Source organism: Streptomyces sioyaensis (assembly GCF_004122735.1).
GTDB lineage: Bacteria > Actinomycetota > Actinomycetes > Streptomycetales > Streptomycetaceae > Streptomyces > Streptomyces sioyaensis.
Genome location: NZ_SDIF01000029.1, coordinates 1 through 22,575, shown reverse-complemented (window position 1 = coordinate 22,575; position 22,575 = coordinate 1). Strand labels below are relative to the sequence as shown.

Below are 22,575 nucleotides of genomic sequence, written 5' to 3'. Positions count from 1 at the left end.
TGCGGCCGCAAGTGAGATCCCGGCAGATCGATTTGTAGGATTCCTGCTATGGCAGGTGCATCCATGTATGAATCCCTCGCAATCCAGCCCGATGATGTGCGAATCATTCGTGCGCTGCAGGTTGCCCCGAGAGCCTCCTTCGCCTCGATAGCAGCCGCGCTAGGCCTCACCGAAGGCACCATCAACCGCCGATATCGGCGCCTGCACGCGGACGGGGTCATCCGCGTCATCGGCGTGGTCAACCCGGGAACGTTGGGGCAAAGCAGATGGCTGGTACGACTACGCTGCCGGCCCGGCAGCGTCGGGGCGATCGCGGGCGCACTCGCCAAGCGGGACGATGTCAATTGGGTAGCTCTTGGCGCAGCGGGCTCCGAAGTCACGTGCGCGACTCAGTCACGGGATCAAGCGCAGCGCGAAGAACTGCTCGGCCAACGACTTCCGCGCACCGCGGCGGTGCTCGACATCAGTGCCTTCGCCATGCTCCGCCAGTTCATGGGAGGCCGCGGTCACTACTGGGCGGCACTCCACGGCGCGCTGTCCCCGAAGCAGGAAGCCATGCTCGGGAGCGACGGCCCCCCGTTCACGGAGTCTCCGGTGGTCACTCACGACCCCGTACACCTCACCGCCGAAGACGAGAAGATTCTTGACGCGCTCGTTGCAGACGGTCGGGCCAGTCTCGTCACTCTCGCCGCAGCGGCGGACTCCACACCAGGCCGCGTATCCCGCCGCCTGCGCGTCCTGCTTGAGGAACGCGTCGTCCACATCGACGTCGAGATCGCCCCAGCAGCTTTGGGCTATCACGCGCGGGCCAACCTGTGGTTGCGAGTGCATCCGTCAGAGGTGAAGAATGTCGGACGCTCGCTGGCACGAGAACCCGAGATCGCTTTCGCGGCGGCCATCTCCGGCCCCTACAACGTCCATGCCGTTGCCCACTGCCGAGACCTCGACGAACTCTTCGAATTCACGTCGGATCGCATCGGGGCTCTGCCTGGTCTGCAAAGTATGGAAGTGTCACCTGTCCTACGGCACGTCAAGCAAGCAGGCACGCTACTGTCCGGCGATCGCCTCATCGGGCCCGCCACTCAAGCGTGACGTAAGCAGGCCCGTGGCGTCGCGACACTCTCGCTGCTTCCAGCGGAAGGTGTGCGCCCGTGAGCCGTCTTCTGCCCACCGTAAGTACCGTTGGCCACCGCGGTACTTCCCTGGGGAACGGTGAGGGTGAAGTCGTAGGAGGCTTTGTCCTTGGGATGGTCATGGACGGGGAACCACGTCATGGCGCCGAGCCAGTCGAATACCCCACGGAAACCAGCACCTTGCGCCTTGAGCGAGGCTCATGCCGGTACTCGACACCCAACGGATCAGAACCCTGGAGGCATGGCGTCGTAGCGTGAATCCGTCTGAGGGTCCAGCAACCGCCTCATACTCACGTCGGACCCAGCACGCCGGACCAAGACGCATTCCGACGAGCAAAGCCCGTCCTGACCCTGACCCCGGGACCGATGTGAATCGCCTTCAGTTGCTTCAGGCAGAAATGATGGTGCCCTGGGCCGGTTCTTCTGTGGGTGTGCCCGTCCCCCGCCGCGTCCGCAGCGCCGCCATCACCAGCACGTCGTGCCACTCGCCGTCCCAGTGGAGGGCCTCGCGCAGCCGGCCCTCCACCTCGAAGCCGCACTTCTCGTAGGCCCGCCGGGCGCGCGGGTTGTAGTCGAAGACCTCCAGCTGGACGCGGTGCAGGCCCACCCGGTCGAAGGCGTGGGCGAGCAGCAGCCGTATCGCCTCGCTGCCGATGCCGCGGTCGGTGGCGTGTGGGACGAGGGCGATCCGGAACACCCCGTGGGCGTTGTCCCGGTCGATCTGGCTCAGCGCGAGTTCGCCCAGGAACGCACCGCTCTCCCGGTCCTCGACGGCGAGGTCGAGCCGGTCCGGGCGGTCGGCGCATCCGGCGCACCAGTCCTCGATCTCCTGCCGCGTGAAGTCGTGGTGGGTACCGGTCAGCCGGCGCGTCTCCGGGTCATGACAGGCGGCGTAAAAGGCGTCCGCATGCCGCGCCGACAGCGGTACGAGACGGATCCGGGCGCCGGTCAGTACGGGCTTCCCGGAGAGTGCGGTGGCGTCGATCATGGGGGGATGATGTCGCGGCCGCGGACGGCGCGGCAAGGGAATTGACCGGCCGGGGAACGGCCCCCGACAGGCCGGAACCGGGCCGGGGACGGGGGAGCGGTGGAGCTTCGGCAGGTGCGGCTGACGGCCGCCGGCGAGCGGTTCCTTCCCGAGGCGCGGGCGCTGCTCGCCGCCGAGAAGCGCGCCCGGGCCGCCGCCCCGGCCCCGTCCGGCTCGCCCAACTTGGTCCCGTCCCACTGGTGTTGACCGCACGGCGCACCAACCGGGCGCTGGTCGACCTGGTCGTGCACGCCTGTCAGGAGGCCGGCTTCGGCCCCGTCCCGGGGCCCTCCTTCGGCTCGCTGGACGACACCCTGACCGCCATCGGGGCCTGCGGCCCGGCGGACGACGGCCTGTGGACCGTCGTCTACGCCGCGCACGCCCGCCGGCTGAGCGTCCCCCGGGCCGCCTTCCTGCCGTTCCGCGACCCCGGCCTGGAGCTCACCACCCTTCTCGCGGTGCGCCGTAACGACCCGCCCGCCGGCCTGGATCTGCTGCTGCGGGCCTGCGCGGTGCGGGACGACGGCGCGGGGTCCGATCTCGATCGGTGATCGCTGGGTGCGCGTTCTGCTTCTTGGTCGCGACGGCCGTCCGCGATGGACTGAGGGCACGCCGGGCACCACCAGGAGCCCGGGGAAACCGGGGCGGAGCCGGGAGAGCCGGGCACGGAACCTGTGCCGGGTTTCCCGGACGGCCGCCTCCGACAAGGGAGTTCTCTCATGCCGATCGTCACCGTCCAGCAGGGTCCGCGCAGCGTCGAGCTGAAGCGGGAGCTGGTCAAGCAGATCACCGACGCCTTCGTCGACGCGTACAAGATCCCCGCCGACACCGTCCAGGTCTGGATCCAGGAGGTGCCCACCGACAGCTGGGGTACGGCGGGCACCCTGACCGCCGACAAGTAGCCGGCGGACGGGGCCGGCCCGCACGGGGGAGGGCCGGCCCGGCGTCCTACGGCAGCGCACACGCTCGCCGGGCCAGGCCGGGGCGTCTTCCCCTTCCCCCGCGGCCGGCCGCTTGCCCTCCCATGACGAAAAGTTGCTGCTTCAGCCGTCCTCGCCCCGGCAACTGCCACACTCCTTCCAGTCAGCAGACATGTGGTTCAGGTCAGCCGAACGCAGGAGAGAGCATGCGGACACCGATGACGATCGCGGACTTCCTCGACCGGGCCGAGCTGGGGTTCCGCGACAGCCCCGGAGTGATCGACGAACCGCAGCAACCCGCCCCGCCCGTGCCCGCATCGACGTACGGGCGGTTCGCCGAACGCGTCCGTGCCTGGCAGGCGGGCCTGGACGCGCTCGGAGTGGGGGAGGGCGAACGGGTGGCGGTGGCCGCCCACAACTCCGCGCGCCTGCTGGAGCTGCTGTTCGCGGTGCCGATGAGCGGCCGGATCTGCGTGCCGGTGAACTTCCGCCTCAAGCCCGACGAGGTCGATTACGTGGTGCAGCAGAGCGGGTCCTCGGTCCTGCTCGTCGATCCGGAGCTGGACGACGCGCTCTCCGGCGTCACGGCGCGCCACCGCTTCGTCCTCGGCGAGCAGACCGAGACCCGACTGATGCGCTTCGGCGTCGAGCCGCGTCCCTGGGCGCACCCGGACGAGGACGCCACCGCGACCATCAACTACACCTCGGGCACCACCGCGCGGCCCAAGGGCGTGCAGCTGACCCACCGCAACATCTGGGTCAACGGCCTCACCTTCGGCCTGCACACACGGGCCTGGGAGCGCGACGTCTATCTGCACACGCTGCCGATGTTCCACTGCAACGGCTGGGGAATGCCGTACGTGATGGCGGGTCTGGGCGCGAAGCAGGTGGTGCTGCGCAAGGTCGAGGGTGCGGAGATCCTGCGGCGGGTGGCGGAGCACGGGGTCACGCTCATGTGCGGTGCCCCGGCCGTCTGGAACCTGGTGCTGGACGCGGCGGCGACCTGGGAGGGCGCGATCCCGGGCCGTGACCGGGTGCGGATCGTCTGCGCGGGCGCCCCGCCGCCGACCAGGACGATCCAGCGCGTGGAGGAGGAACTGGGCTGGGAGTTCATCCAGCTCTACGGCCTGACCGAGACCTCGCCGGTGCTCACCTTCAACCGCACCCGGCCCGCCGACCTGGACCTCCCCGCCGAGGAACGCGCCCGCAAACTCGGCCGCGCGGGCCTGCCCGCCCTCGGCGTCAGGCTGAAGGTCTCGGAGTCCGGTGAGGTCCTGGCCCGGTCGAACACGGTGCTGGGCGGGTACTGGGACAAGCCGGAGGAGACGGCGGACGTGCTGGAGGACGGCTGGTTCCACACCGGCGACGGCGGCACCCTCGACGAGACCGACGGTCACCTCACGATCTCCGACCGGAAGAAGGACGTGATCATCACGGGCGGCGAGAACGTGTCGTCGATCGAGGTGGAGGACACGATCTTCCGCCACCCGGCCGTCGCCGAGGTCGCCGTCATCGGCGTACCGCACGAGAAGTGGGGCGAGACGATCAAGGCCCTGGTGGTCCTCGCCGAGGGCGCGACCGCGCAGGAGGCCGACATCATCGCCCACTGCAAGCAGCGGATGGCCGGCTACAAGGCCCCGACCTCGGTGGAGTTCCGGGACAGCATTCCCCGTACCGCCACCGGCAAGATCCAGAAGTTCAAGCTCCGGCAGCCGTACTGGTCCGGGCGGGACCGAGGGGTCAGTTGAGGGTGCGCCCGTAGGGCGGCGGGCACCGGGGCGAACCACTGGTGAAGGTGTCCCGCTGGCTGCCCGTCCTCCTGATCGTCGGCGGTCTCGCATTCGACTTCGGGACGCCGCCCCGATACACCGCCGCCCCGTTCCTCGCCGCCGCCACGCTGGTCGCCGCGGCGCTCTGCTCGCTGCGCGCCACGATGCTCCGGGCCTCCCTCGCGCCTGTTACAAGACAGTGACGCCGGGGCCACAACGCACGCGGCTGAGGGTGCATCTATTCGGTCGAGAGTCACGCGAATGTGCAGATATGAGCTTTTGAGCGTGAACACCCACCATCGTTACCGAAAGGGACATCCATGATCGTCACCAAGCGGCACTCCCTGCGTATCGCTGCCGTCGGCGCCCTCAGCGCGGCATCCGTTGCCCTGGCGGGCACCGCCGCGATAGCCGCCACCCCGGCGGCGTCCACCACTTCCGTCACGCAGAAGGCTCCCGTCACCAAGGCCGGCATCACCGCGAAGCCGTCGGTGACCTCGGTCAAGGCATGGACGCTGTTCCGTGTCACCGGCACGACGACCGGCATCAAGGCGGGCAGCAAGGTCACCCTGCAGCAGAAGCAGCACGGCAAGTGGGTCTCCCTGCCGGCCTCCGCGCCCGTCACGCACAAGGGCACCTACTCGCTGGGCGTCAAGCTCGGCCTGAAGGGCAAGAACGACCTGCGCATCGTCAACGGAAAGACCGCCTCCGGCGTCTTCAACGTCACCGTGCGCTGACCGTCTTGGCGTGGCACTCGGCTCCTGTCCGCACCGTCGGCGGCAGGGGCCGAGCGCCACGCCACGGTTCATGACGGCCGCCCGCCGAACTGCCAGTGGTGGACCTCGATGTCGGCGTACCGCTCCGGGGTCAGGACGGCGCGTGCCGCGTCCGCGTCCGGCGCCCGGACCAGCGCCGCCGTGCCCAGCCAGTCGGTGCCGTCGTCGGACAGCAGCGGCCCGTACGCGATGAGCTCGTCCTGATCGGGCGGCACGGCGAGGTCGGCGGCCGGCCCCGTGCCGAGGCCGAGCACCAGGTACCGGTTGCCGCCGGTCCGGCCGCCGGGGAAATCCCACATGGTGCGCCCCAGGGTGTTGTGCCACCGCCGCAGCAACACGTCCCGGTACACGCCGGCTTGGTAACCGGGCTCGTCGAAGGCGAATGCGCGGGCGGCGGCGGGGTCCGGCAGGTCGACGACGTGCACGCTGCCGGTGGGCGTGTCGCCGTCGCCGGCGAGGGTGGGCCCGCGGGCGATCATCTCCGCTGCGTACCGGTCCATGTAGGACCAGTGCTCTTCCAGCAGCTCGTGACGCAGCGCGACGGAACCGGGCCGATCGCGGTGGTAGCAGAAGAACTCCATGCCCACAGTTTTCACCACCGTCCGGCATCGGCCCGCCCCCGTACGTCCGTATGTACGCCACCGAACCGGACGCTCAACTCCCGTGTCGGGTACGGGAGTCAGGGCCGACGTGCCTCATGGGGTGCGGCCTTGACGCGCCAAAGCCCTTCGTGACGAGCGTGGTTCTCCGGTCGGTACGCGAACGCGCCCGCTGCTCCTGCGGTCGACATGCAGGGAGAACGTGGTGCCGTTCAGGACTCAGCCGGCTCCTCCCGCCGAAAGGCGCGGTGGCGCATTCACCCCCGACCCGCGATCGTATGCCGCATGGATTCCGACGAAACCGAGATGCGTGAAGCGGTCCGTGAGCTGGCCGGGGCGTTGGAGACGATGCTCAACCTGATCAAAGCCGACGCGCTTCCCGCCACCCCTGAAGCGCACGGCCTCATGCGGAAGGCGATGGCCTTCCTCGACGAGTCGACCGACCGGATCGCCGCCCCGGATCGGCCCGGCGAGACGCTCGCCGTGGCCACCGCACTCAACAGGCTGGTCGTCTCGGCGCGGGACCAGATCTTCGACGATGCTGTCGCGTCCTCACCGGTGCCGGACCATCCGGACGTGTGAACACGTGGCGCCGGCCCCGGGGCTGCACGTGGGCGGGGCCGGGAACCTCCGCGCCACATGCGCATCCGGCGTGGGTCAGGGCCCGAGGTGCTTCAGGGTGAACTCGGGCAGGGCGTAGGGGCCGGCCTGGGGTGCGGCCGGGTCGGCCGGGAGGTCCGTGCCGGGGATGTCCCCGGCATGCAGTTCGGCGTCGTCGACGGGGGTGTAGCCCAGCACCGCCGGGTCGGGGAGTTCCCAGAAACGGCGGGTGTTGGCGGAGACGGCGTACACCGTGGCGAAGCGGGTGGACGACGGGGCGGTCAGCGCGGCCCGGATGTAGCCGACGGCGTCGCGCGGGCTCAGCCAGGTCGCCAGATGCCGCGGCTCGGCGGGCGCCTGCTCGAAGCTGCCGATGCGCAGGCAGACCACGGACAGACCGAACTTGTCGGCGTACATGCGCCCGAGGGCCTCGACGGCCGCCTTGCTCACCCCGTACAGACCGTCGGGGCGTACCGGTTCGCGCGGGCCGGTGTGCTGCCCCGCGGGGTAGAAGCCGGTCACCCGGTTACTGCTGGCCAGCACCACCCGCTCGATTCCCGCGCGGCGCGCCGCCTCCAGGACGTGGTGGGTGCCGAGCACGTTGGCCTCCAGCAGGTCGGGAAGCGGCGCCTCGTCCGGGACCCCTCCCAGGTGGAGCACGCGGTCGGCCCCCGCGAGCGCCGACTCCACGGCAGCCGCGTCCCGCAGGTCGACGGTGTGGACGTCCTCGTTCCCGGCCTCCGGTTGCAGCGGGACGCGGTCGACCAGGATCAAGCGCGCTGCCTCTCGCCGCAGCGCCTCCCGCACGACGGAACCGATGTTCCCCGCCGCGCCCGTCACCGCCACCGTCCCCAGACCCACAGCGCCTCCCCAGGTTTCGACAACCCTCGCATCTTCACCGTCGAGGAACCGCTCGGCAAGGCAGCGGGGAACCCGGCCCGCGCGGTGCGCAGGTCCGCACCGGGAGCCACCGTTCACCCGCTCGGCCGGGGCGTCGGATGGTTGTGCGCCGTGAGGTCAGGGGAGGTGTTGATCCCCGGCTGATGAGGGGTGAAGATCCCTTGACAAGGCGATCCCTTCACGGCCTCCGATGACGAGATCCCGCCGTTCGCACCGGGGAGCGCGGAGCAGCTCTTCGCGCACCCCCGTGACGCCCTGGAGGAGAACCACCGATGAGCCCCACGCACCAGGAACTGTCGTACGCCAGCGGCGCCGCCGGACGACCGCTGCTCGGCCACACCATCGGCACCGATCTGGCCCGCGCCCTCGCCCGGTTCGGCGACCGCGAGGCGCTGGTCGAGGTGGCGAGCGGCCGCCGCTGGACCTACACCGAACTGGGCCGCGCGGTCGACGAGGTGGCCCTCGGCCTGCTCGCCAAGGGCGTCACCAAGGGCGACCGGGTCGGCATCTGGGCCCCCAACTGCGCCGAATGGGTCCTCGTCCAGTACGCGACCGCGAAGATCGGCGCCATCCTCGTCAATGTCAATCCCGCCTACCGCGTCCATGAGTTGGGCTACGTCCTGCGGCAGGCCGGCATCACGGTCCTGGTCTCCGCGACCCACCACAAGACCAGCGACTACCGCCGGATGATCGAGCAGGTGCGCGCCGAGAGCCCGGCGCTGCGTGATGTCGTCTACCTCGACGACCCCACCTGGGGCGGGCTGCTGGCGGCCGGCGCTGCCGTCCCGCAGTCCCGGCTCGCGGAGTGCGAACAGACCCTGACCGCCGACGACCCGGTCAACATCCAGTACACCTCCGGCACCACCGGCTTCCCCAAGGGCGCCACCCTCTCCCACCACAACATCCTCAACAACGGCTACTGGGTCGCCGAGACCCTCGGCTACACCGAGCACGACCGGGTGTGTCTGCCGGTGCCCTTCTACCACTGCTTCGGCATGGTCATGGGCAACCTCGGCAGCACCTCGCACGGCGCCTGCATCGTCATCCCGGCCCCCGCCTTCGACGCCGCCACCACCCTGCGCACCGTCCAGGACGAGCGCTGTACCTCCCTCTACGGCGTCCCCACCATGTTCATCGCCGAGCTCAACCACCCCGACTTCGGCTCCTACGACCTCTCTTCGCTGCGTACGGGCATCATGGCGGGCTCGCCGTGCCCCGAGGAGGTGATGAAGCGGGTGGTCGCCGAGATGCACATGGACGAGGTCTCCATCTGCTACGGCATGACCGAGACCTCGCCGGTCTCCACCCAGACCCGCCGCGACGACGACCTCGCACACCGCACCGAGACCGTCGGCCGGGTGCTGCCGCACATCGAGGTGAAGGTCACCGACCCGGCGAGCGGGGTCACCGTGCCGCGCGGCACACCGGGCGAGCTGTGCACCCGTGGCTACAGCGTGATGCTCGGCTACTGGGAGGAGCCCGAGCGCACCGCCGAGGTCATCGATGCCGCCCGGTGGATGCACACCGGCGATCTCGCTGTGATGAACGACGACGGCTACGTCCGGATCGTCGGCCGCATCAAGGACATGATCATCAGGGGCGGCGAGAACGTCTACCCGCGCGAGATCGAGGAGTTCCTCTACTCCCACCCCAAGATCGCCGACGTACAGGTCGTCGGGGTCCCCGACGAGAAGTACGGCGAGGAGATCGCGGCCTGTGTCATCCTGCGCGACCCCGAAGACCCGCTCACCCGCGACGAGTTGGCCCGCTTCTGCCGCTCCCGGCTCGCCCACTACAAGGTGCCGCGCCACCTCGACATCGTCGACGCGTTCCCGATGACGGTCAGCGGCAAGGTCCGCAAGGTCGAGCTGCGCGAGCGGCTGGCCAGGGACCTGGGGCGGGTGCCGCACTGAGCGGCCGCCGGCCCGCTTCAGGCCCGGCGCTCTCCCGGCCAGTCGAGCAGCAGCCGCTGGGCGCGCGGAAGCGAGGCGACCACGAGGTCGTACGAGTCCTCGATCATGTCGAGAACGAGCCGGTCGGGCAGCGAGCCGTCCAGGGAAACGGTGTTCCAGTGGCGCTTGTTGAGGTGATAGCCGGGCACCACCTCCGGGTGTGCGGCCCGCAGCCGCTCCGCCAGCTCGGGCTCACACTTGAGGCTCACGGTGAGCGGAGCCTGCGTCAGCGTCGTCAGCGCGAAGATCTTGCCGCCGACCTTGAAGGTCGACACGTCCGGGTGCCGGGGGAAGGGGAACTCCTCGGCCGCCCCGTTGAAGTCCAGGCAGACGGCCCGCAGGGTGTTCGCGTCGATCATGCCGTCATTATCGCCGGAGAGGGGGCGGGCGGGGGTGGGCGCAGCTGATGTCTCGTCATGTGGGGGTGTCGCGCGGTCGGGTCACCGGCCGGCCGGGCCGTACGTGATCAGCTCGTCGGCCGGGTCGTTGACCGGCTGCGGGGTGCCGGTGAGGTCCATGACGAACAGCGGGAGACGGAGCTCGTCGGCGCGCGACCGGGCGTCGCGGGCGTAGCCGGCGAGGGAGAAGAAGACCGCGAGGGCCGAGTCGTTGAGGCCGTTGAGCCAGACGCATTCGATGTCCCGCAGCGCGGTGGCGTGGGTGGTCGGGTCGACCTGCGCGACCACGCCCGTACCGCGCAGGTCCACCCCGGAGGCGGTGCGCTCCTGGGCCCGTGCGACATCGGCATAGCCCAGCCACTTCAGATACTGCTCGGCGGCGGTGACGCAGTCGCGGGCCGTGCGGATCGTCACCGGGCGGAACGCCGGGCGCGGGGTGCCGAACGGGACGCCGTGCGGGGCGCGGGACACGGGTGCGGGCTGCCTCGTGGGCCGGCCGGGTGACGGGAAGTTCGGGGGAGGCGGGGTGGGGGCCGGGGCGACCGGGACCCGGACGACCGTGCCGCAGGCGCAGCCGGACTCCGGCGCCGGCCATTCGTCCTGCCGTCCGCAGACCTCGCAGCGCACCTCCACCCAGGAGGCCTGCCAGGTGCGGTGCAGTATCTCGACGGGCACCCCGCCGCGCAGCACGGGCAGGGTCAGCGGGGCGCCGCAGGCGCACGGGAAGGTGGGCGGGGTGAAGGCGTTCTCGCGGCGGCACGTGGGGCACCGCACCGGCACGCTGTCGGCCATGGTGGGCTCCTGGCAGGTCGGGCGGCAGTCAGGTCGGATCTGCTGCCGGCTCCATGGTCTCGCCAAAACCGGCCGTCCGGGGCCGAATTGCGGGAGAGCCCCGGGTGGGGAAGAACACGGGGAGCCATGGCGTATGGGGGAGCGGAGCCGGGGCGGGGGCCGGCGCGCATGGCACAGGGCCCGGAATCCGTGACCGTACGGATTCCGGGCCCTGTGGTGGATCCCGCCCGACAGCGCGAGAAACGGCGCGACAGGACATCGCGCCGCCGGACGGAGCGTGTGGGGGCCGAGTGGAGGAGGCGGGCTCCGCGGCAGGGATACGGCTCGCCCTTCCTGCCGGGCGGGCGCTGCCCACCGCACTGGAGTGTCCCGGATGCCGCGGAGCCCGCGCTCCCTCTCCGTACCGGCCGGCCGCCCCTCAGCTGGCCGGCCGGTACGGATGCGCAAGGATGCTGACCTCCCGTCAGTCCTCGCGCAGTTCGTGGACCCGCGCCTCGACGCGCTTGCCGTAGTCCGGGTCGGCCGCGTGGAAGTGCGCGAGGTTCTTCTCGATCACGTCGTCGCGGCCGACCTGGGAGAGGCCGCCGGCGATGTTGTCCACCAGGCGCTTCTTCTCGTCCTCGGACATCAGCCGGTAGAGCTCGCCGGCCTGGAAGAAGTCGTCGTCCTTGGTGTGTGCCGGGGCCTCGTGGGTGCCGGTGTGGCCGGAGACCGCGAGCGGGGCGGAGAGTGCCTCGTTCGTCTGCACGGGGCCGCCGTAGGAGTTCGGCTCGTAGTTCTTGGCGTGCCGGTCGTAGCCGTTGGTCGCCATGAGGCCGTCCCGGCCGTAGTTGGCGGCTCGGCCACCGGAAACAGCCTTGGGGGCGTTCACCGGCAGCTGGGTGTGGTTGACGCCCAGGCGGTAGCGGTGCGCGTCGGCGTAGGCGAACAGCCGGCCCTGGAGCATCTTGTCCGGGGACGGGCCGATGCCGGGCACGAAGTTGTTCGGGGAGAAGGCGGACTGCTCGACCTCGGCGAAGACGTTGTCGGGGTTGCGGTCCAGGACCAGGCGGCCGACCCGCTGGAGCGGGTAGTCCGCGTGCGGCCACACCTTCGTGAGGTCGAACGGGTTGAAGCGGTAGTCCGCCGCCTCGGCGGCCGGCATGACCTGCACATACAGCGTCCAGGAGGGGTACACGCCCCGCTCGATGGACTGCAGCAGGTCGGTCTGGTGGCTGTTGGGGTCCTTACCCGCCAGCTCGGCGCCCTGCTCGCTGCTCAGGCTGCGGATGCCCTGGTTGGTCTTGAAGTGGTACTTGACGAAGAAGGCCTCGCCCTCGGCGTTCGTCCACTGGTAGGTGTGCGAGCCGTAGCCGTTCATATGGCGGTAGGAGGCCGGGATGCCGCGGTCGCCCATGAGCCAGGTGATCTGGTGGGTGGCCTCGGGGGCGTGTGCCCAGAAGTCCCAGACGTTGTCCGGCTCCTGCTTGCCCGTGAAGGGGTCGCGCTTCTGCGAGTGGATGAAGTCGGGGAACTTGATCGGGTCCTTGATGAAGAACACCGGGGTGTTGTTGCCGACGAGGTCGTAGTTGCCCTCTTCGGTGTAGAACTTCAGGGCGAAGCCGCGCGGGTCACGGGCCGCGTCCGGGCCGCCCAGGCTGTCGGCGACGGTCGAGAACCGGATGAACGTCTCGGTCCGCTTGCCGACGGTGTTGAGGAAGTCGGCGCGGGTGAAGCCCGTGACGTCGTCGGTCACCTCGAAGTAGCCGTACGCACCGGAGCCGCGGGCGTGCACGACCCGCTCCGGGATGCGCTCGCGGTTGAACCGGGCGAGCTTCTCCAGCAGGTGCTGGTCCTGGAGGACGAGCGGGCCGCCGACGCCGGCGGTGGCGGAGTTCTGGTTGTCGGCGACGGGGGCGCCAGCCTCCGTAGTGAGAAAGCGCGCCGTCAGCGTGGGCTTCGACATGGTGACCTTCCGTACGAGAGCGCGGAAGTTGGCTTCCGCTGTCGGAGCGTAAGAAGCGCTCGGACCAAACGTCAACAGTTTGTTGAAACAAACCGGGGGTGGGGATGCGGCGCGGAATTCCGGGCGGCGGCCGCGCCTGGGCGCGACAGGACAGTTGTCGGCGCGGCCGCCGCCCGGAAGGGTGGAGGGGGCCTGGGGCGGGCCCCGTGGGTGCGCCTGTGTACGGCAGCGACGGGCGCGGGCCGCACACCGCGCGTCGCGTGCGCATGGTGCGGCCCGGCGACGGCGTGCCGTGCGGCCCGGCGTGTGTCGTGCCGCCGGGCCGTCGTGCGCTCAGTCGTCGGCCACGGCCTCAGCCGGCGGTGGGCTGTCCGGAGAGGCGCTCGACGCCGCGCAGCAGGGCGGAGTGGTCGAGGCCGCCGTCGCCCTGGGCGCGCAGCGCGGCGACGAGGTTGGCGACGAGGCCGCCGACCGGGAGGGCGGCGCCGACGGTGCGGGCGGCGTCGGTGACGATGCCCATGTCCTTGTGGTGCAGGTCGATACGGAAGCCGGGCCGGAAGTCGCGGTTCTTGAAGTTGTCCTTCTTGCGGGTCAGGACGGTCGAGCCGGCCAGCCCGCCGTTGAGGACGTCGAGGGCGGCGGCCAGGTCGACGCCGGACTTCTCCAGGAAGACGACGGCTTCGGCGCACGCCTGGATGTTGACGGCGACGATGAGCTGGTTGGCGGCCTTGACGGTCTGACCGGAGCCGTGCGGACCACACAGCACGATGGTCTTGCCCAGCGCCTCCAGGAGGGGGCGGGCGGCGTCGAAGTCCGCCTGGTTGCCGCCGACCATGATGGACAGCACGGCCTCGACGGCACCGGCCTCGCCGCCGGAGACCGGGGCGTCCAGGACGCGGATGCCCTTGTCGCCGGCGGCCTCGGCCAGGTCGACGGAGGTCTGCGGGGTGATCGAGGACATGTCGATCAGCAGCGCGCCGGGCCGGGCGTTCTCCAGGATGCCGTCGGGGCCGTAGGCGATGGCCTCGACCTGGGGGGAGGCGGGAACCATGGTGATGATGACGTCGGCATCGGCGACCGCCGCGGCGATCGAGTCGGCCGCGGTGCCGCCGGCCGCGGCCAGCCGCTCCAGCTTGTCGGCCTCCAGGGTGTAGCCGGTGACCGAGTAGCCGGCCTTGAGCAGGTTCTCGGCCATGGGGGAGCCCATGATGCCCAGGCCGATCCATGCAATCGCCGGGCGGGTCGGGCGGGAGGAGTCAGCAAGGTTGCTCATGAGGGTGCCTCTTTCGAAAGCGTGCGTCGTCAGGCGGGGTGCCGCCGGTTTCCTACGGGTCAGCTCGCCGCGCGCAGCGGGGCCGGCAGCCAGGCGAAGGCGCCCGCGCTCGGCCCGTCGCCGGGCTTGTACTCCAGGCCGGTCCAGCCGTCGTAACCGGCCTTGTCGAGGCGGTCGAGCAGATCGGCGAAGTCGAGGTCGCCGGTGCCGGGGGCGCCGCGGCCCGGGTTGTCGGCGATCTGCACATGCGCGGTCTTCGCGGTGTAGCGGTCGATGACCTCGTGCAGGTCCTCGCCGTTCATCGACAGGTGGTAGAGATCCATCAGGAACCGGGCGTTGTCCAGGCCGGTGGCCGCGTTCACCGCGTCCACGACCTCGATCGCCCGGGGGGCCGAGACGATCGGGCAGCGCGGCGACTCGGGCGCGTTGAGCGCCTCGATCAGCAGCGCCCCGTCCACCTCGGCGACCGCGCGGGCGGCGAACGCCAGGTTCTCCAGCGCCAGTTCGTCCTGCTCCGCCTCGCTCACGCCCTCGACGCGGTTGCCGTACAGGGCGTTGAAGGAGGTGCAGCCCAGCGAGCGGGCGAACTCGACGGCCACCGGCACGTTCGCCCGGAACCGCTCCGACTCCGCCCCCGGGACGGACAGCGCGCCACGGTCGGGCCCCGGCAGCTGCCCCGCGTAGAAGTTCAGGCCCACCAGCCGGGTCCCGGCGTCCTCCAGCGCCGCGCGCAGGGCGGCCGTCTCCGTCGGCTCGGGAACCGGGGCGTCCACCCACGGCCACCACAGCTCCACCGCCGTGAAACCCGCCGCCCGTGCGGCCGCCGGCCGCTCCAGCAACGGAAGCTCGGTGAACAGGATCGACAGATTGACGTTGAAGCGCGTGTCCGTGAAGCCCATCAGGCCGGCGCCCCTTCCGGATAGTGGAACTGTTTTTCTGCTTAATGGAACACTGCCTGGCGGGCTCGGAGACTGTCAAGGGGGCCCCGGGGCAATTTCTGGTGGCCGGGCCGAACCGCGCGTAGGTTGAGCGACGTGCGATTGAGAGTGGAGTTCACGACGGAGCCGTTCGACCTGGACGAGGCGCCCCCGCATGCGGTGGTGGCGCGGGAGGTCGTCACGGGCGCCGCACTGGACGCCGTCGACGTCGGCCCGTTCGGCAATACGGCCGAGGGTGACGCGGACCAGGTGCTCGGTGCGGTGAACGCCCTGCTGCGGGAGGCCCTGGAGGCGGGCGCCACCCGGGTCTCCCTCCAGGTCAACGTGATCGCGGACGCCGGGCGCGGCGAGGGGGCGGCGACGTGACGGAGCCCGCCGACCACCCGTTCGTCCGGGCCGTCAAGCCGCTGGTCGATGCCATGGGCGGCCGGCTGGTCGCACCGGACCAGGCCCAGGGTGATGACGTCGTGCTGACCTGGGAGGGGCAGGACCGGGTGGCCGTACGCCTCCCCCACCTGTCGGAGTCCCTCGACCACATCCTCGTCGAGCTCCAGCGCCGGCACGGCAAGCCGCTGGCGGAGCTGGACCGCAAGACCAAGCAGTCGGTGGTGCGGATCCTGGAGTCCCGGGGCGCCTTCTCGGTCCGCCACGGCGTCGAAACGGTCGCGACCGCCCTCGGCGTCAGCCGCTTCACCGTCTACAACTACCTGAACCGCGAAAGCGCCGCGCGGGAGCCCGGGGCGCAGACGGCGGGCGAGTAGCGGGACAGGCAGAGGGGCGAGCGGCGCGAGGAGAGCGGCGGGCGGGGCGGCATTTCCGTCCGGAATCACCCGACGGTGGCTTTTGTGTCACCAACTTTTCAACAAAGTGTTGACGTGGTGTGGCCGGGGGTCTTAGCTGTTTCCAGCCAACCAGAGCTGTCTCGCATCACCTGCCGCACCACCTGCCACGGAGGCTTCCCGTGTCTTCGAGTTCACCGCGCTCGACGGGGGACACCCCCGTGCCCCCGCCGGGGCTCAGCCGGCTCAACGCCGCCGACGACAGGACGGCCCGGGCCGCCCTGCACGAGGTGTGTGCCAGCCGGGCATGGGGAGACCGGATTCTCGCCGGGCGCCCCTACACCACCACCGACGCCCTGTGCGCCGCGAGCGACGCCGCCATGGCCGAGCTGACCGCGGACGATCTGGCCGAGGCGGTGGCCGGGCACCCGCCCATCGGCCGGCCCAGGCCCGGAGACCCGACCTCGCACCGCGAGCAGAGCGGGATGGCCGGCGCCGGTGCCGCGCTCAAGGCGGAGATGCTCGAACTCAACCTGGCCTACCAGGAGAAGTTCGGGCACACCTTCCTGATCTGCGCCTCCGGCCGCACCGGTGAGCAGATGCGGGACGCGATCCGGCACCGGATCGACAACACGCCGGACCAGGAACGAGAGATCGTGCGGGTGGAGCTCGGCAAGATCAACCGCATCCGCCTGACCCGTAGCGCGCAGCGCGCAGAAGGAGACGCAGCATGAGCGGCGAGACGGCTGCACGGACGTCGGTGTCCACGCACATCCTGGACACCAGCGTGGGCTGCCCCGCGGAGGGCGTCGCCCTCACGCTTTCGGTGCGCTCCGGCAGCGACGCCGCCTGGACCGCCCACGGCGCGTCCACGACCGACGCGGACGGACGCTGCAAGGACCTGCCGGCGCTGCCGGACGGCACCACCCATGTGCGCCTCGACTTCGCCGTCGAGGAGTACTTCGTATCCAGCAAGGCACACCAGCAAGCCGAGGAACAGCAGGACGCCCCCCGCGCAAGGGACAGCGGAGTCTTCTTCCCGGAGGTGGCAATCACCTTTGCCGTCACTCCGGGCGAGCACTATCACGTACCGCTGCTGCTCAACCCGTTCGGCTACTCCGTATACCGAGGGAGCTAGCACCGACATGACTGCCCATTCCCGCCCGGTGATGCTCGGCCAGAACCAGTACGGCAAAGCGGAAAACCGCGTCGTCAAGATCACCCGCGAGGGGGACACCCACCACATCAAGGACCTGAACGTCTCGGTCTCGCTCTCCGGCGATCTCGAAGAGGTCCACCTCTCCGGCTCCAACGCCCACTGCCTGCCCACCGATACGACCAAGAACACCGTCTACGCCTTCGCCAAGGAGTACGGGATCGAGTCGGCCGAGCAGTTCGGCATCCATCTGGCCCGGCACTTCGTCACCAGTCAGGAGCCGATCCACCGGGCCCGCATCCGGATCGAGGAGTACGCCTGGGAGCGGATCGCCGGCTCCGACGCCAACTCCCGCTTCATCGGCTCCGACGAGGTCAACCACTCCTTCGTCCGCAAGGGCCAGGAGACCCGGCTGACCGAGATCACCTACGACGGTGAGCGGTGGCAGGTCATCTCCGGTCTCAAGGACCTCGTGGTGATGAACTCCACCAACTCGGAGTTCTGGGGCTACATCAAGGACAAGTACACGACCCTGAAAGAGGCCTACGACCGCATCCTGGCCACCGAGGTGTCCGCCCGCTGGCGGTTCAACTGGACCGACGACGACCAGCGGATGCCCGGCTGGGAGCGTTCGTACGAGCAGGTCAAGAAGCACATCCTGCAGGCGTTCGCGGAGACCTACAGCCTCTCGCTCCAGCAGACGCTGTACCAGATGGGATCACGCGTGATCAACCATCGCTCCGAGATCGACGAGATCCGCTTCTCCCTCCCGAACAAGCACCACTTCCTGGTGGATCTGGAGCCGTTCGGAATCAAGAACGACACCCCCGACGGAGCCGTCTACTACGCGGCGGACCGCCCGTACGGCCTGATCGAAGCCACCGTCCTGCGCGACGGTGTCGAAGCCCGGATCCCCGTGGATCTGACCAACCTCTGAGCGTCCCGACGCCACGCCGTGCCCGCTCCCCGCCCCGCGGCGGGGAGGGGCACGCACCCCGAGGGGAGCGACCTGTGACACAGCCGGCGCACACGCGCTCCTGCTCCCGCTGCGCTTCCCCTCATTCGGCACCCGGAGCACCCCACGGGCGGCGGCCCACCCGGCCGTCCCGCCCGGCTCCGGCACTCAATTCCGTAGGGCCATGCCGTGCCCTCCCCCTGGGACCGAGACCGTCCCCCGCTCCCGACGTCGTGCGAGCGGCGGGACCTGACCCGTCCAGGGGGATCCCCATGCCGGAACCGAACGAAGGAAAGCACCATGGCTGCATCGGCATCCCCTGACGGCGCGGAGACGCGGCGCATCGTCATCGAGAACTGTGCCCTCGCGACCGTCGACGCCCAGGACACCGAGTACGCCACCGGCCATGTGGTGGTCGCCGGCAACCTCATCGAGTCGGTGGGTGCGGGCAAGGCGCCCGAGGGTCTTCCGGGTGTCGTACGCCGGGTGGACGGCACCGGACATCTGGTCACGCCCGGCCTGGTCAACACCCACCACCACTTCTACCAGTGGATCACCCGCGGGCTGGCCACCGACCACAACCTGTTCAACTGGCTGGTCGCGCTCTACCCGACCTGGGCGCGGATCGACGCCCCGATGCTCGCCGCGGCCACCCAGGGCTCGCTCGGCATGATGGTCAAGGGCGGCGTCACCACCGCCTCCGACCACCACTACGTCTTCCCCCGCGGCTCCGGCGACCTCGTCGGCGCCGAACTGGCCGCCGCCGCCGAGATCGGCGCCCGGATCACCCTGGCCCGCGGCTCCATGGACCGCAGCGAGAAGGACGGCGGGCTGCCCCCGGACTTCGCCGTCGAGACCACCGAGGGCGCCCTGCTGGCGACCGAAGAGGCCATCGACCGGCACCACGACGCCTCCTTCGGCTCGATGGTGCACATCGCCGCCGCGCCCTGCTCGCCGTTCTCCGTCTCCACCGAACTCATGCGGGAGGGCGCGAAGCTGGCCCGCCGCAAGGGCGTGCGGCTGCACACCCACGGCTCGGAGACCGTGGAGGAGGAGAAGTTCTGCCACGAGCTCTTCGGCATGGGCCCCACCGACTACTTCGAGTCGACCGGCTGGCTCGGTGACGACGTGTGGATGGCGCACTGCGTCCACATGAACGACTCCGACATCGCCGCCTTCGCCCGCACCGGCACCGGCGTGGCGCACTGCCCGTCCTCCAACGCCCGCCTCGCGGCCGGCATCGCCCGCGTCCCCGACATGCTGGCGGCCGGCGTCCCGGTCGGCCTCGGTGTGGACGGCACCGCCTCCAACGAGTCCGGCGAACTCCACACCGAGCTGCGCAACGCCCTGCTGATCAACCGCCTCGGCGCCCACCGGGAGGCCGCGCTGAACGCCCGCAAGGCGCTGCGGCTGGGCACGTACGGCGGTGCGCAGGTCCTCGGCCGGACCGCCGAGATCGGTTCGCTGGAGGCCGGCAAGCTCGCCGACCTGGTGCTGTGGAAGCTGGACGGCCTCGGCCACTCCTCCATCGCCGACCCGGTCACCGCGCTGGTCTTCGGCCCGCCCGCACCGGTCACCCTCTCCCTCGTCGGCGGCCGGCCGGTCGTCGAGGACAACCACCTCAGCAACGTCGACGAGGACACCCTCGCCCGCACCGCGCGGGCCGAGGCACAGCGTCTGGCCCGGATCGCCGCCGGGGACTGACCCCGCGGCGCGGTCCATCGGCCGACGACCCCTGACTCGGCCGGGAGGGACGGCTCCCGGCCGGGCTTGTGGATCCGAGCGGGATCCACAAGCGCCGGACCCGGGGGTACGGGTACTGCCCGCACCCCCGGGACGGTCGGACCTGCCGCCGTCCACGCGCCACAAGCGCACCCGTACGCAGCACCGCTCACCAGGCGACATCTCCACCACGCAGCACCTCGCAAGCCCTCCGTGACAGCCTCGCATCGCCTGCTCCGGCGACGCAGAAAACGAAGGAGGCCCGCAGTGGCCGCAATGACCGGGCAGAAGTCGGAGGGGGACCGGAAACACCCCGTTGACGAGACCCTCCCGCCCCTGAAGATGATCACCAGCGGCCTCCAGCACGTGGCCGCGATGTACGCGGGTGTGGTGGCCCCGCCGATGATCGTGGGGCCGGCCTGCGGGCTCGGCGCCACCGAAACCGCGTTCCTGATGGGCGCCAGCCTGTTCACCGCGGGCATCGCGACGCTGCTGCAGACGCTGGGGTTCTGGAAGGTCGGCGCCCGGCTGCCGTTCGTGAACGGGGTCTCCTTCGCCGGGGTCACGCCGATGGTCGCCATCGGCAAGGCCCAGAGCCCCGGCCATGCGCTGCCGGTCATCTTCGGTGCCGTGATCGTCGCCGGTGTACTGGGGTTCCTCCTCGCCCCGTACTTCTCCAAGCTCGTACGGTTCTTCCCGCCGGTGGTCACCGGCACCGTCATCACCCTGATCGGCGTCTCGCTGCTGCCGGTGGCCTTCAACTGGTCCCAGGGCGGCAATCCGCAGGCTCCGGACTTCGGTTCGCTGACCAACATCGGGATGGCCGCGCTGACCTTTGTGATCGTGCTGGTGCTGCGCCGGGTGCTGCGCGGCTTCCTCCAGCAGATCGCGATCCTGCTCGGGCTGGTCGCCGGCACACTGATCGCGATACCCGTCGGCATCACGCACTTCTCCGCCCTCGGCAAGGCGTCCCTGATCGGTTTCCCGACGCCGTTCCACTTCGGTGCCCCGCAGTTCGACATCGCCGCGATCGTCTCCATGTGCATCGTGATGCTGGTCTGTATGACCGAGTCGACGGCCGACATGCTCGCCCTCGGCAAGATCGTCGGCCGGCCGGCGGACGAGCGCACCATCGAGGGCGGACTGCGCGCCGACACCCTGGGCACGGCCCTCAGCCCGCTGTTCAACGGCTTCGCCAACAGCGCCTTCGCCCAGAACATCGGCCTGGTCGCGATGACCAAGGTGCGCAGCCGCTACGTCGTGGCGACCGGCGGGCTGATCCTGATCGTGCTGGGCCTGTGTCCGGTGGCCGCCTCGGTGATCTCGCTGGTCCCGCTGCCGGTCCTCGGTGGGGCCGGCATCGTGCTGTTCGGCTCGGTGGCCGCCAGCGGCATCCAGACGCTGGCCTCCGCCGCCATGGAGAAGGACGACAACGCCCTGATCGTCGCGGCGGCCGTCGGCATCGGGCTGATCCCGATCGCCGCGCCGGACTTCTACCACGCCCTCCCCAAGAACCTGCTGGTCGTCCTGGACTCCGGCATCAGCACCGGCTGTCTGGTCGCCATCGTCCTCAACCTCGCCTTCAACCACTTCAGGAACAGGGACGCAGAAACGGCGCCGGACACCGGTGCCCCCGGCGATCCGGAGGCCGCGCAACCACCGCGCCTCGCCACCGACGGCGGCGCCGGCGAGCCCGCGGCGGCGCCCGCCCACTGACGCCGGAACAGGGCAACGGCCCGTACGGGAGCGCCAACTGCGGCTCTCCTGCGGGCCGTTGGGCTGTTCCGGCGGGGGAGCAGGGGCAGACGGCGTCAGTCGGCGCGGTGGCTCTCGCCGTACGTCTTCCGGTCCTGCGGCGCTCGGTCCAGCAGCCCGGACAACAGCTCGCGGACCCCTGGAACCGGGTCGAAGTCCTCGGCGGGGAAGGCGAGTTGCCGGAAGACCACCCCGTCCATGTAGTCGAGGAGGATCCCGCAGTGCCGCCGCGGTGCCGGCGAGCCGAAGCGCCGCAGCCACTCCGCGCCCCAGCCGACGACGGCCTCCCGTCCGCGAGTAAGCGCAGGGCGGAGCTCGGGCCGGGACGTGGACTCCAGGTAGAGCGCGAAGCGGGCGGCGGTCCTGGTGCGCTCGGGGCCGGTCACGTACCGCAGGAACCGGCCGACGGCATCGGCGAGTTCACCGGCATCGGCCGGGGCGGCCGCCGCGGCGAAGGCCTCCCAGTCGCGGTGCTCCCGCTCCTGGAGGTGGTCGACGATGCCGTCGATCAGGGCCGTCCGGTTGCGGAAGTAGTTGGAGGTGGTGCCCGACGGAACCCCTGCCGCGGCGTCCACGGCCTGATAGGTCAGGCGCCGCGCGCCGTCGCTGCCCAGTACCTGGATCCCCGCGTCCAGGACCTGCTCCCGCCGTCGTGCCACGCCGCGCGCCCTTCGTGCCGTGCTCGTTCGTCCTGCTGGTGCAGGGGCGAGTCACTATAAACGTAGTGACGTGGCGAGAGCACGCACGCACATATCAGCATTTACCGTCTCATGCCGGATATGCTGCATCGGCCCTGACAGGGAGTCAGGAGGTCGATGTGTGCGCGGCGACGGCGCCACGGAGAGGGGTTCCGCGGTGCACGAGAACGCCGGCGACCCGCCCTTCCGCCGCGCCGGCGCGGCCGGCGGCGCTCTGGAGACCACCGTCGACGCCCTGATGGACGGGGTGTGCGCCGACCTCAAGCGGCTGGCGGCCATCCCGTCGATCGCCTTCCCCGGCTTCTCCCCCGAACCGGTGCTCCAGGCCCGCGATCTGCTCGTCGCCCTGCTCCGGGACGCCGGTGTGGCCGATATCGGCGAGCTCAACCTCCCCGGTACCGCGCCCGTCATCACCGGCAGCCTCCCGCCGCCGTACTCGCCGCTGTGCACGGCGGCCCGGAGGGTGCGGACCTCGGCGAAGACCACGG

Annotated in this window: 25 protein-coding genes and 1 pseudogene; 17 read left to right on the top strand and 9 right to left on the bottom strand. The window is 70.6% G+C overall.

What is annotated here, in order from left to right:
• The first annotated feature begins 48 nt into the window (after positions 1-48).
• Positions 49-1,092 carry an Lrp/AsnC family transcriptional regulator gene (locus EST54_RS13175; protein ID WP_129247792.1) on the top strand — a complete coding sequence of 348 codons (1,044 nt, stop codon included), beginning with the start codon at positions 49-51 and terminating at the stop codon, positions 1,090-1,092.
• Positions 1,093-1,521: 429 nt separating this feature from the next.
• Here EST54_RS13175 and EST54_RS13165 read toward each other — a convergent pair whose 3' ends face one another.
• Positions 1,522-2,121, bottom strand: coding sequence for a GNAT family N-acetyltransferase (locus tag EST54_RS13165; RefSeq protein WP_129247791.1), 600 nt, complete (start codon positions 2,119-2,121; stop codon positions 1,522-1,524).
• 99 nt (positions 2,122-2,220) lie between these two features.
• Here EST54_RS13165 and EST54_RS34435 point away from each other — a divergent pair, with 99 nt between their 5' ends.
• The 6 genes from EST54_RS34435 (at position 2,221) to EST54_RS13140 (ending at position 5,586) form a co-directional block, all read left to right on the top strand.
• A complete protein-coding gene (locus EST54_RS34435; RefSeq protein ID WP_154074017.1) occupies positions 2,221-2,367 on the top strand; it encodes a hypothetical protein in 147 nt (48 codons plus the stop codon).
• Positions 2,361-2,711: a type 2 periplasmic-binding domain-containing protein gene (locus EST54_RS13160; protein WP_129247790.1), complete on the top strand. Its 351-nt coding sequence runs from the start codon at positions 2,361-2,363 to the stop codon at positions 2,709-2,711. The genes EST54_RS34435 and EST54_RS13160 overlap by 7 nt, the downstream gene beginning before the upstream one ends.
• Positions 2,712-2,879: 168 nt before the next feature.
• The gene (dmpI, locus tag EST54_RS13155) at positions 2,880-3,062 is read left to right on the top strand and encodes a 4-oxalocrotonate tautomerase DmpI (protein WP_129247789.1); all 183 of its coding nucleotides are present in this window, start codon (positions 2,880-2,882) and stop codon (positions 3,060-3,062) included.
• A 224-nt stretch (positions 3,063-3,286) separates the two neighbouring features.
• A complete protein-coding gene (locus EST54_RS13150; protein ID WP_129247788.1) occupies positions 3,287-4,828 on the top strand; it encodes an AMP-binding protein in 1,542 nt (513 codons plus the stop codon).
• 41 nt (positions 4,829-4,869) lie between these two features.
• The gene (locus EST54_RS34430; RefSeq protein WP_129247787.1) at positions 4,870-5,052 is read left to right on the top strand and encodes a hypothetical protein; all 183 of its coding nucleotides are present in this window, start codon (positions 4,870-4,872) and stop codon (positions 5,050-5,052) included.
• Between the two features lie 117 nt (positions 5,053-5,169).
• Positions 5,170-5,586: a hypothetical protein gene (locus EST54_RS13140; RefSeq protein ID WP_129247786.1), complete on the top strand. Its 417-nt coding sequence runs from the start codon at positions 5,170-5,172 to the stop codon at positions 5,584-5,586.
• A gap of 68 nt (positions 5,587-5,654) precedes the next feature.
• Here the strand turns inward: EST54_RS13140 and EST54_RS13135 are convergent, their stop codons facing one another.
• The gene (locus tag EST54_RS13135; protein ID WP_129247785.1) at positions 5,655-6,206 is read right to left on the bottom strand and encodes a YciI family protein; all 552 of its coding nucleotides are present in this window, start codon (positions 6,204-6,206) and stop codon (positions 5,655-5,657) included.
• 303 nt (positions 6,207-6,509) lie between these two features.
• On the opposite strand from EST54_RS13135, the gene EST54_RS13130 reads away from it, so the two are divergent.
• The gene (locus EST54_RS13130) at positions 6,510-6,806 is read left to right on the top strand and encodes a hypothetical protein (RefSeq protein WP_129247784.1); all 297 of its coding nucleotides are present in this window, start codon (positions 6,510-6,512) and stop codon (positions 6,804-6,806) included.
• A gap of 75 nt (positions 6,807-6,881) precedes the next feature.
• Here EST54_RS13130 and EST54_RS13125 read toward each other — a convergent pair whose 3' ends face one another.
• Positions 6,882-7,685, bottom strand: a complete 804-nt coding sequence (locus EST54_RS13125; RefSeq protein ID WP_129247783.1) for an NAD-dependent epimerase/dehydratase family protein — start codon at positions 7,683-7,685, stop codon at positions 6,882-6,884.
• Between the two features lie 311 nt (positions 7,686-7,996).
• Here EST54_RS13125 and EST54_RS13120 point away from each other — a divergent pair, with 311 nt between their 5' ends.
• Positions 7,997-9,637 carry an AMP-binding protein gene (locus tag EST54_RS13120; RefSeq protein WP_129247782.1) on the top strand — a complete coding sequence of 547 codons (1,641 nt, stop codon included), beginning with the start codon at positions 7,997-7,999 and terminating at the stop codon, positions 9,635-9,637.
• A 17-nt stretch (positions 9,638-9,654) separates the two neighbouring features.
• Here the strand turns inward: EST54_RS13120 and EST54_RS13115 are convergent, their stop codons facing one another.
• The 5 genes from EST54_RS13115 to EST54_RS13095 all read right to left on the bottom strand — a co-directional run bounded on the left by EST54_RS13115 (position 9,655) and on the right by EST54_RS13095 (position 14,983).
• On the bottom strand, positions 9,655-10,035 hold the full coding sequence (locus tag EST54_RS13115; RefSeq protein WP_129247781.1) for an MmcQ/YjbR family DNA-binding protein: 381 nt from the start codon (positions 10,033-10,035) through the stop codon (positions 9,655-9,657).
• 81 nt (positions 10,036-10,116) lie between these two features.
• Complete coding sequence (locus tag EST54_RS13110; RefSeq protein WP_129247780.1) at positions 10,117-10,866, bottom strand: hypothetical protein; 750 nt, start codon at positions 10,864-10,866, stop codon at positions 10,117-10,119.
• Positions 10,867-11,329: 463 nt separating this feature from the next.
• Positions 11,330-12,811, bottom strand: a complete 1,482-nt coding sequence (locus EST54_RS13105; RefSeq protein ID WP_129247779.1) for a catalase — start codon at positions 12,809-12,811, stop codon at positions 11,330-11,332.
• A gap of 352 nt (positions 12,812-13,163) precedes the next feature.
• A complete protein-coding gene (locus tag EST54_RS13100) occupies positions 13,164-14,084 on the bottom strand; it encodes a 2-hydroxy-3-oxopropionate reductase (protein ID WP_129247778.1) in 921 nt (306 codons plus the stop codon).
• A gap of 59 nt (positions 14,085-14,143) precedes the next feature.
• Positions 14,144-14,983 carry a TIM barrel protein gene (locus tag EST54_RS13095; RefSeq protein ID WP_129247777.1) on the bottom strand — a complete coding sequence of 280 codons (840 nt, stop codon included), beginning with the start codon at positions 14,981-14,983 and terminating at the stop codon, positions 14,144-14,146.
• A 135-nt stretch (positions 14,984-15,118) separates the two neighbouring features.
• Between EST54_RS13095 and EST54_RS13090 the strand changes: the two genes are divergently transcribed.
• The 7 genes from EST54_RS13090 (at position 15,119) to EST54_RS13060 (ending at position 21,350) form a co-directional block, all read left to right on the top strand.
• A complete protein-coding gene (locus tag EST54_RS13090; RefSeq protein WP_129247776.1) occupies positions 15,119-15,388 on the top strand; it encodes a hypothetical protein in 270 nt (89 codons plus the stop codon).
• On the top strand, positions 15,385-15,783 hold the full coding sequence (locus EST54_RS13085) for a helix-turn-helix domain-containing protein (RefSeq protein ID WP_129247775.1): 399 nt from the start codon (positions 15,385-15,387) through the stop codon (positions 15,781-15,783). The genes EST54_RS13090 and EST54_RS13085 overlap by 4 nt, the downstream gene beginning before the upstream one ends.
• A gap of 239 nt (positions 15,784-16,022) precedes the next feature.
• On the top strand, positions 16,023-16,535 hold the full coding sequence (uraD, locus tag EST54_RS13080) for a 2-oxo-4-hydroxy-4-carboxy-5-ureidoimidazoline decarboxylase (protein WP_129247825.1): 513 nt from the start codon (positions 16,023-16,025) through the stop codon (positions 16,533-16,535).
• Positions 16,532-16,939 (top strand): hydroxyisourate hydrolase, encoded by a 408-nt coding sequence (gene uraH, locus EST54_RS13075; RefSeq protein WP_129247774.1) that lies wholly within the window; start codon positions 16,532-16,534, stop codon positions 16,937-16,939. The genes uraD and uraH overlap by 4 nt, the downstream gene beginning before the upstream one ends.
• Positions 16,940-16,946: 7 nt before the next feature.
• Positions 16,947-17,894, top strand: coding sequence for a factor-independent urate hydroxylase (pucL, locus tag EST54_RS13070; protein WP_129247773.1), 948 nt, complete (start codon positions 16,947-16,949; stop codon positions 17,892-17,894).
• Between the two features lie 318 nt (positions 17,895-18,212).
• Complete coding sequence (locus EST54_RS13065) at positions 18,213-19,616, top strand: 8-oxoguanine deaminase (protein ID WP_129247772.1); 1,404 nt, start codon at positions 18,213-18,215, stop codon at positions 19,614-19,616.
• Positions 19,617-19,910: 294 nt separating this feature from the next.
• Positions 19,911-21,350, top strand: coding sequence for a nucleobase:cation symporter-2 family protein (locus tag EST54_RS13060; RefSeq protein ID WP_129247824.1), 1,440 nt, complete (start codon positions 19,911-19,913; stop codon positions 21,348-21,350).
• A gap of 95 nt (positions 21,351-21,445) precedes the next feature.
• Here the strand turns inward: EST54_RS13060 and EST54_RS13055 are convergent, their stop codons facing one another.
• Entirely contained in the window at positions 21,446-22,048 is a 603-nt protein-coding gene (locus EST54_RS13055; RefSeq protein ID WP_129247771.1) for a TetR/AcrR family transcriptional regulator, read from the bottom strand.
• 196 nt (positions 22,049-22,244) lie between these two features.
• Between EST54_RS13055 and EST54_RS13050 the strand changes: the two are divergent.
• Positions 22,245-22,575, top strand: a pseudogene (locus tag EST54_RS13050) (hypothetical protein); the annotation flags it as partial.

Excerpts from the sequence above, each read along its gene's own strand:
- EST54_RS13175 (WP_129247792.1), top strand. The coding sequence starts at position 49 with ATGGCAGGTGCATCCATGTATGAATCCCTCGCAATCCAGCCCGATGAT.
- EST54_RS13165 (WP_129247791.1), bottom strand. The coding sequence starts at position 2,121 with ATGATCGACGCCACCGCACTCTCCGGGAAGCCCGTACTGACCGGCGCC.
- dmpI (WP_129247789.1), top strand. The coding sequence starts at position 2,880 with ATGCCGATCGTCACCGTCCAGCAGGGTCCGCGCAGCGTCGAGCTGAAG.
- EST54_RS13150 (WP_129247788.1), top strand. The coding sequence starts at position 3,287 with ATGCGGACACCGATGACGATCGCGGACTTCCTCGACCGGGCCGAGCTG.
- EST54_RS13140 (WP_129247786.1), top strand. The coding sequence starts at position 5,170 with ATGATCGTCACCAAGCGGCACTCCCTGCGTATCGCTGCCGTCGGCGCC.
- EST54_RS13135 (WP_129247785.1), bottom strand. The coding sequence starts at position 6,206 with ATGGAGTTCTTCTGCTACCACCGCGATCGGCCCGGTTCCGTCGCGCTG.
- EST54_RS13130 (WP_129247784.1), top strand. The coding sequence starts at position 6,510 with ATGGATTCCGACGAAACCGAGATGCGTGAAGCGGTCCGTGAGCTGGCC.
- EST54_RS13120 (WP_129247782.1), top strand. The coding sequence starts at position 7,997 with ATGAGCCCCACGCACCAGGAACTGTCGTACGCCAGCGGCGCCGCCGGA.
- EST54_RS13115 (WP_129247781.1), bottom strand. The coding sequence starts at position 10,035 with ATGATCGACGCGAACACCCTGCGGGCCGTCTGCCTGGACTTCAACGGG.
- EST54_RS13110 (WP_129247780.1), bottom strand. The coding sequence starts at position 10,866 with ATGGCCGACAGCGTGCCGGTGCGGTGCCCCACGTGCCGCCGCGAGAAC.
- EST54_RS13105 (WP_129247779.1), bottom strand. The coding sequence starts at position 12,811 with ATGTCGAAGCCCACGCTGACGGCGCGCTTTCTCACTACGGAGGCTGGC.
- EST54_RS13100 (WP_129247778.1), bottom strand. The coding sequence starts at position 14,084 with ATGAGCAACCTTGCTGACTCCTCCCGCCCGACCCGCCCGGCGATTGCA.
- EST54_RS13095 (WP_129247777.1), bottom strand. The coding sequence starts at position 14,983 with ATGGGCTTCACGGACACGCGCTTCAACGTCAATCTGTCGATCCTGTTC.
- uraH (WP_129247774.1), top strand. The coding sequence starts at position 16,532 with ATGAGCGGCGAGACGGCTGCACGGACGTCGGTGTCCACGCACATCCTG.
- pucL (WP_129247773.1), top strand. The coding sequence starts at position 16,947 with ATGACTGCCCATTCCCGCCCGGTGATGCTCGGCCAGAACCAGTACGGC.
- EST54_RS13065 (WP_129247772.1), top strand. The coding sequence starts at position 18,213 with ATGGCTGCATCGGCATCCCCTGACGGCGCGGAGACGCGGCGCATCGTC.
- EST54_RS13060 (WP_129247824.1), top strand. The coding sequence starts at position 19,911 with ATGACCGGGCAGAAGTCGGAGGGGGACCGGAAACACCCCGTTGACGAG.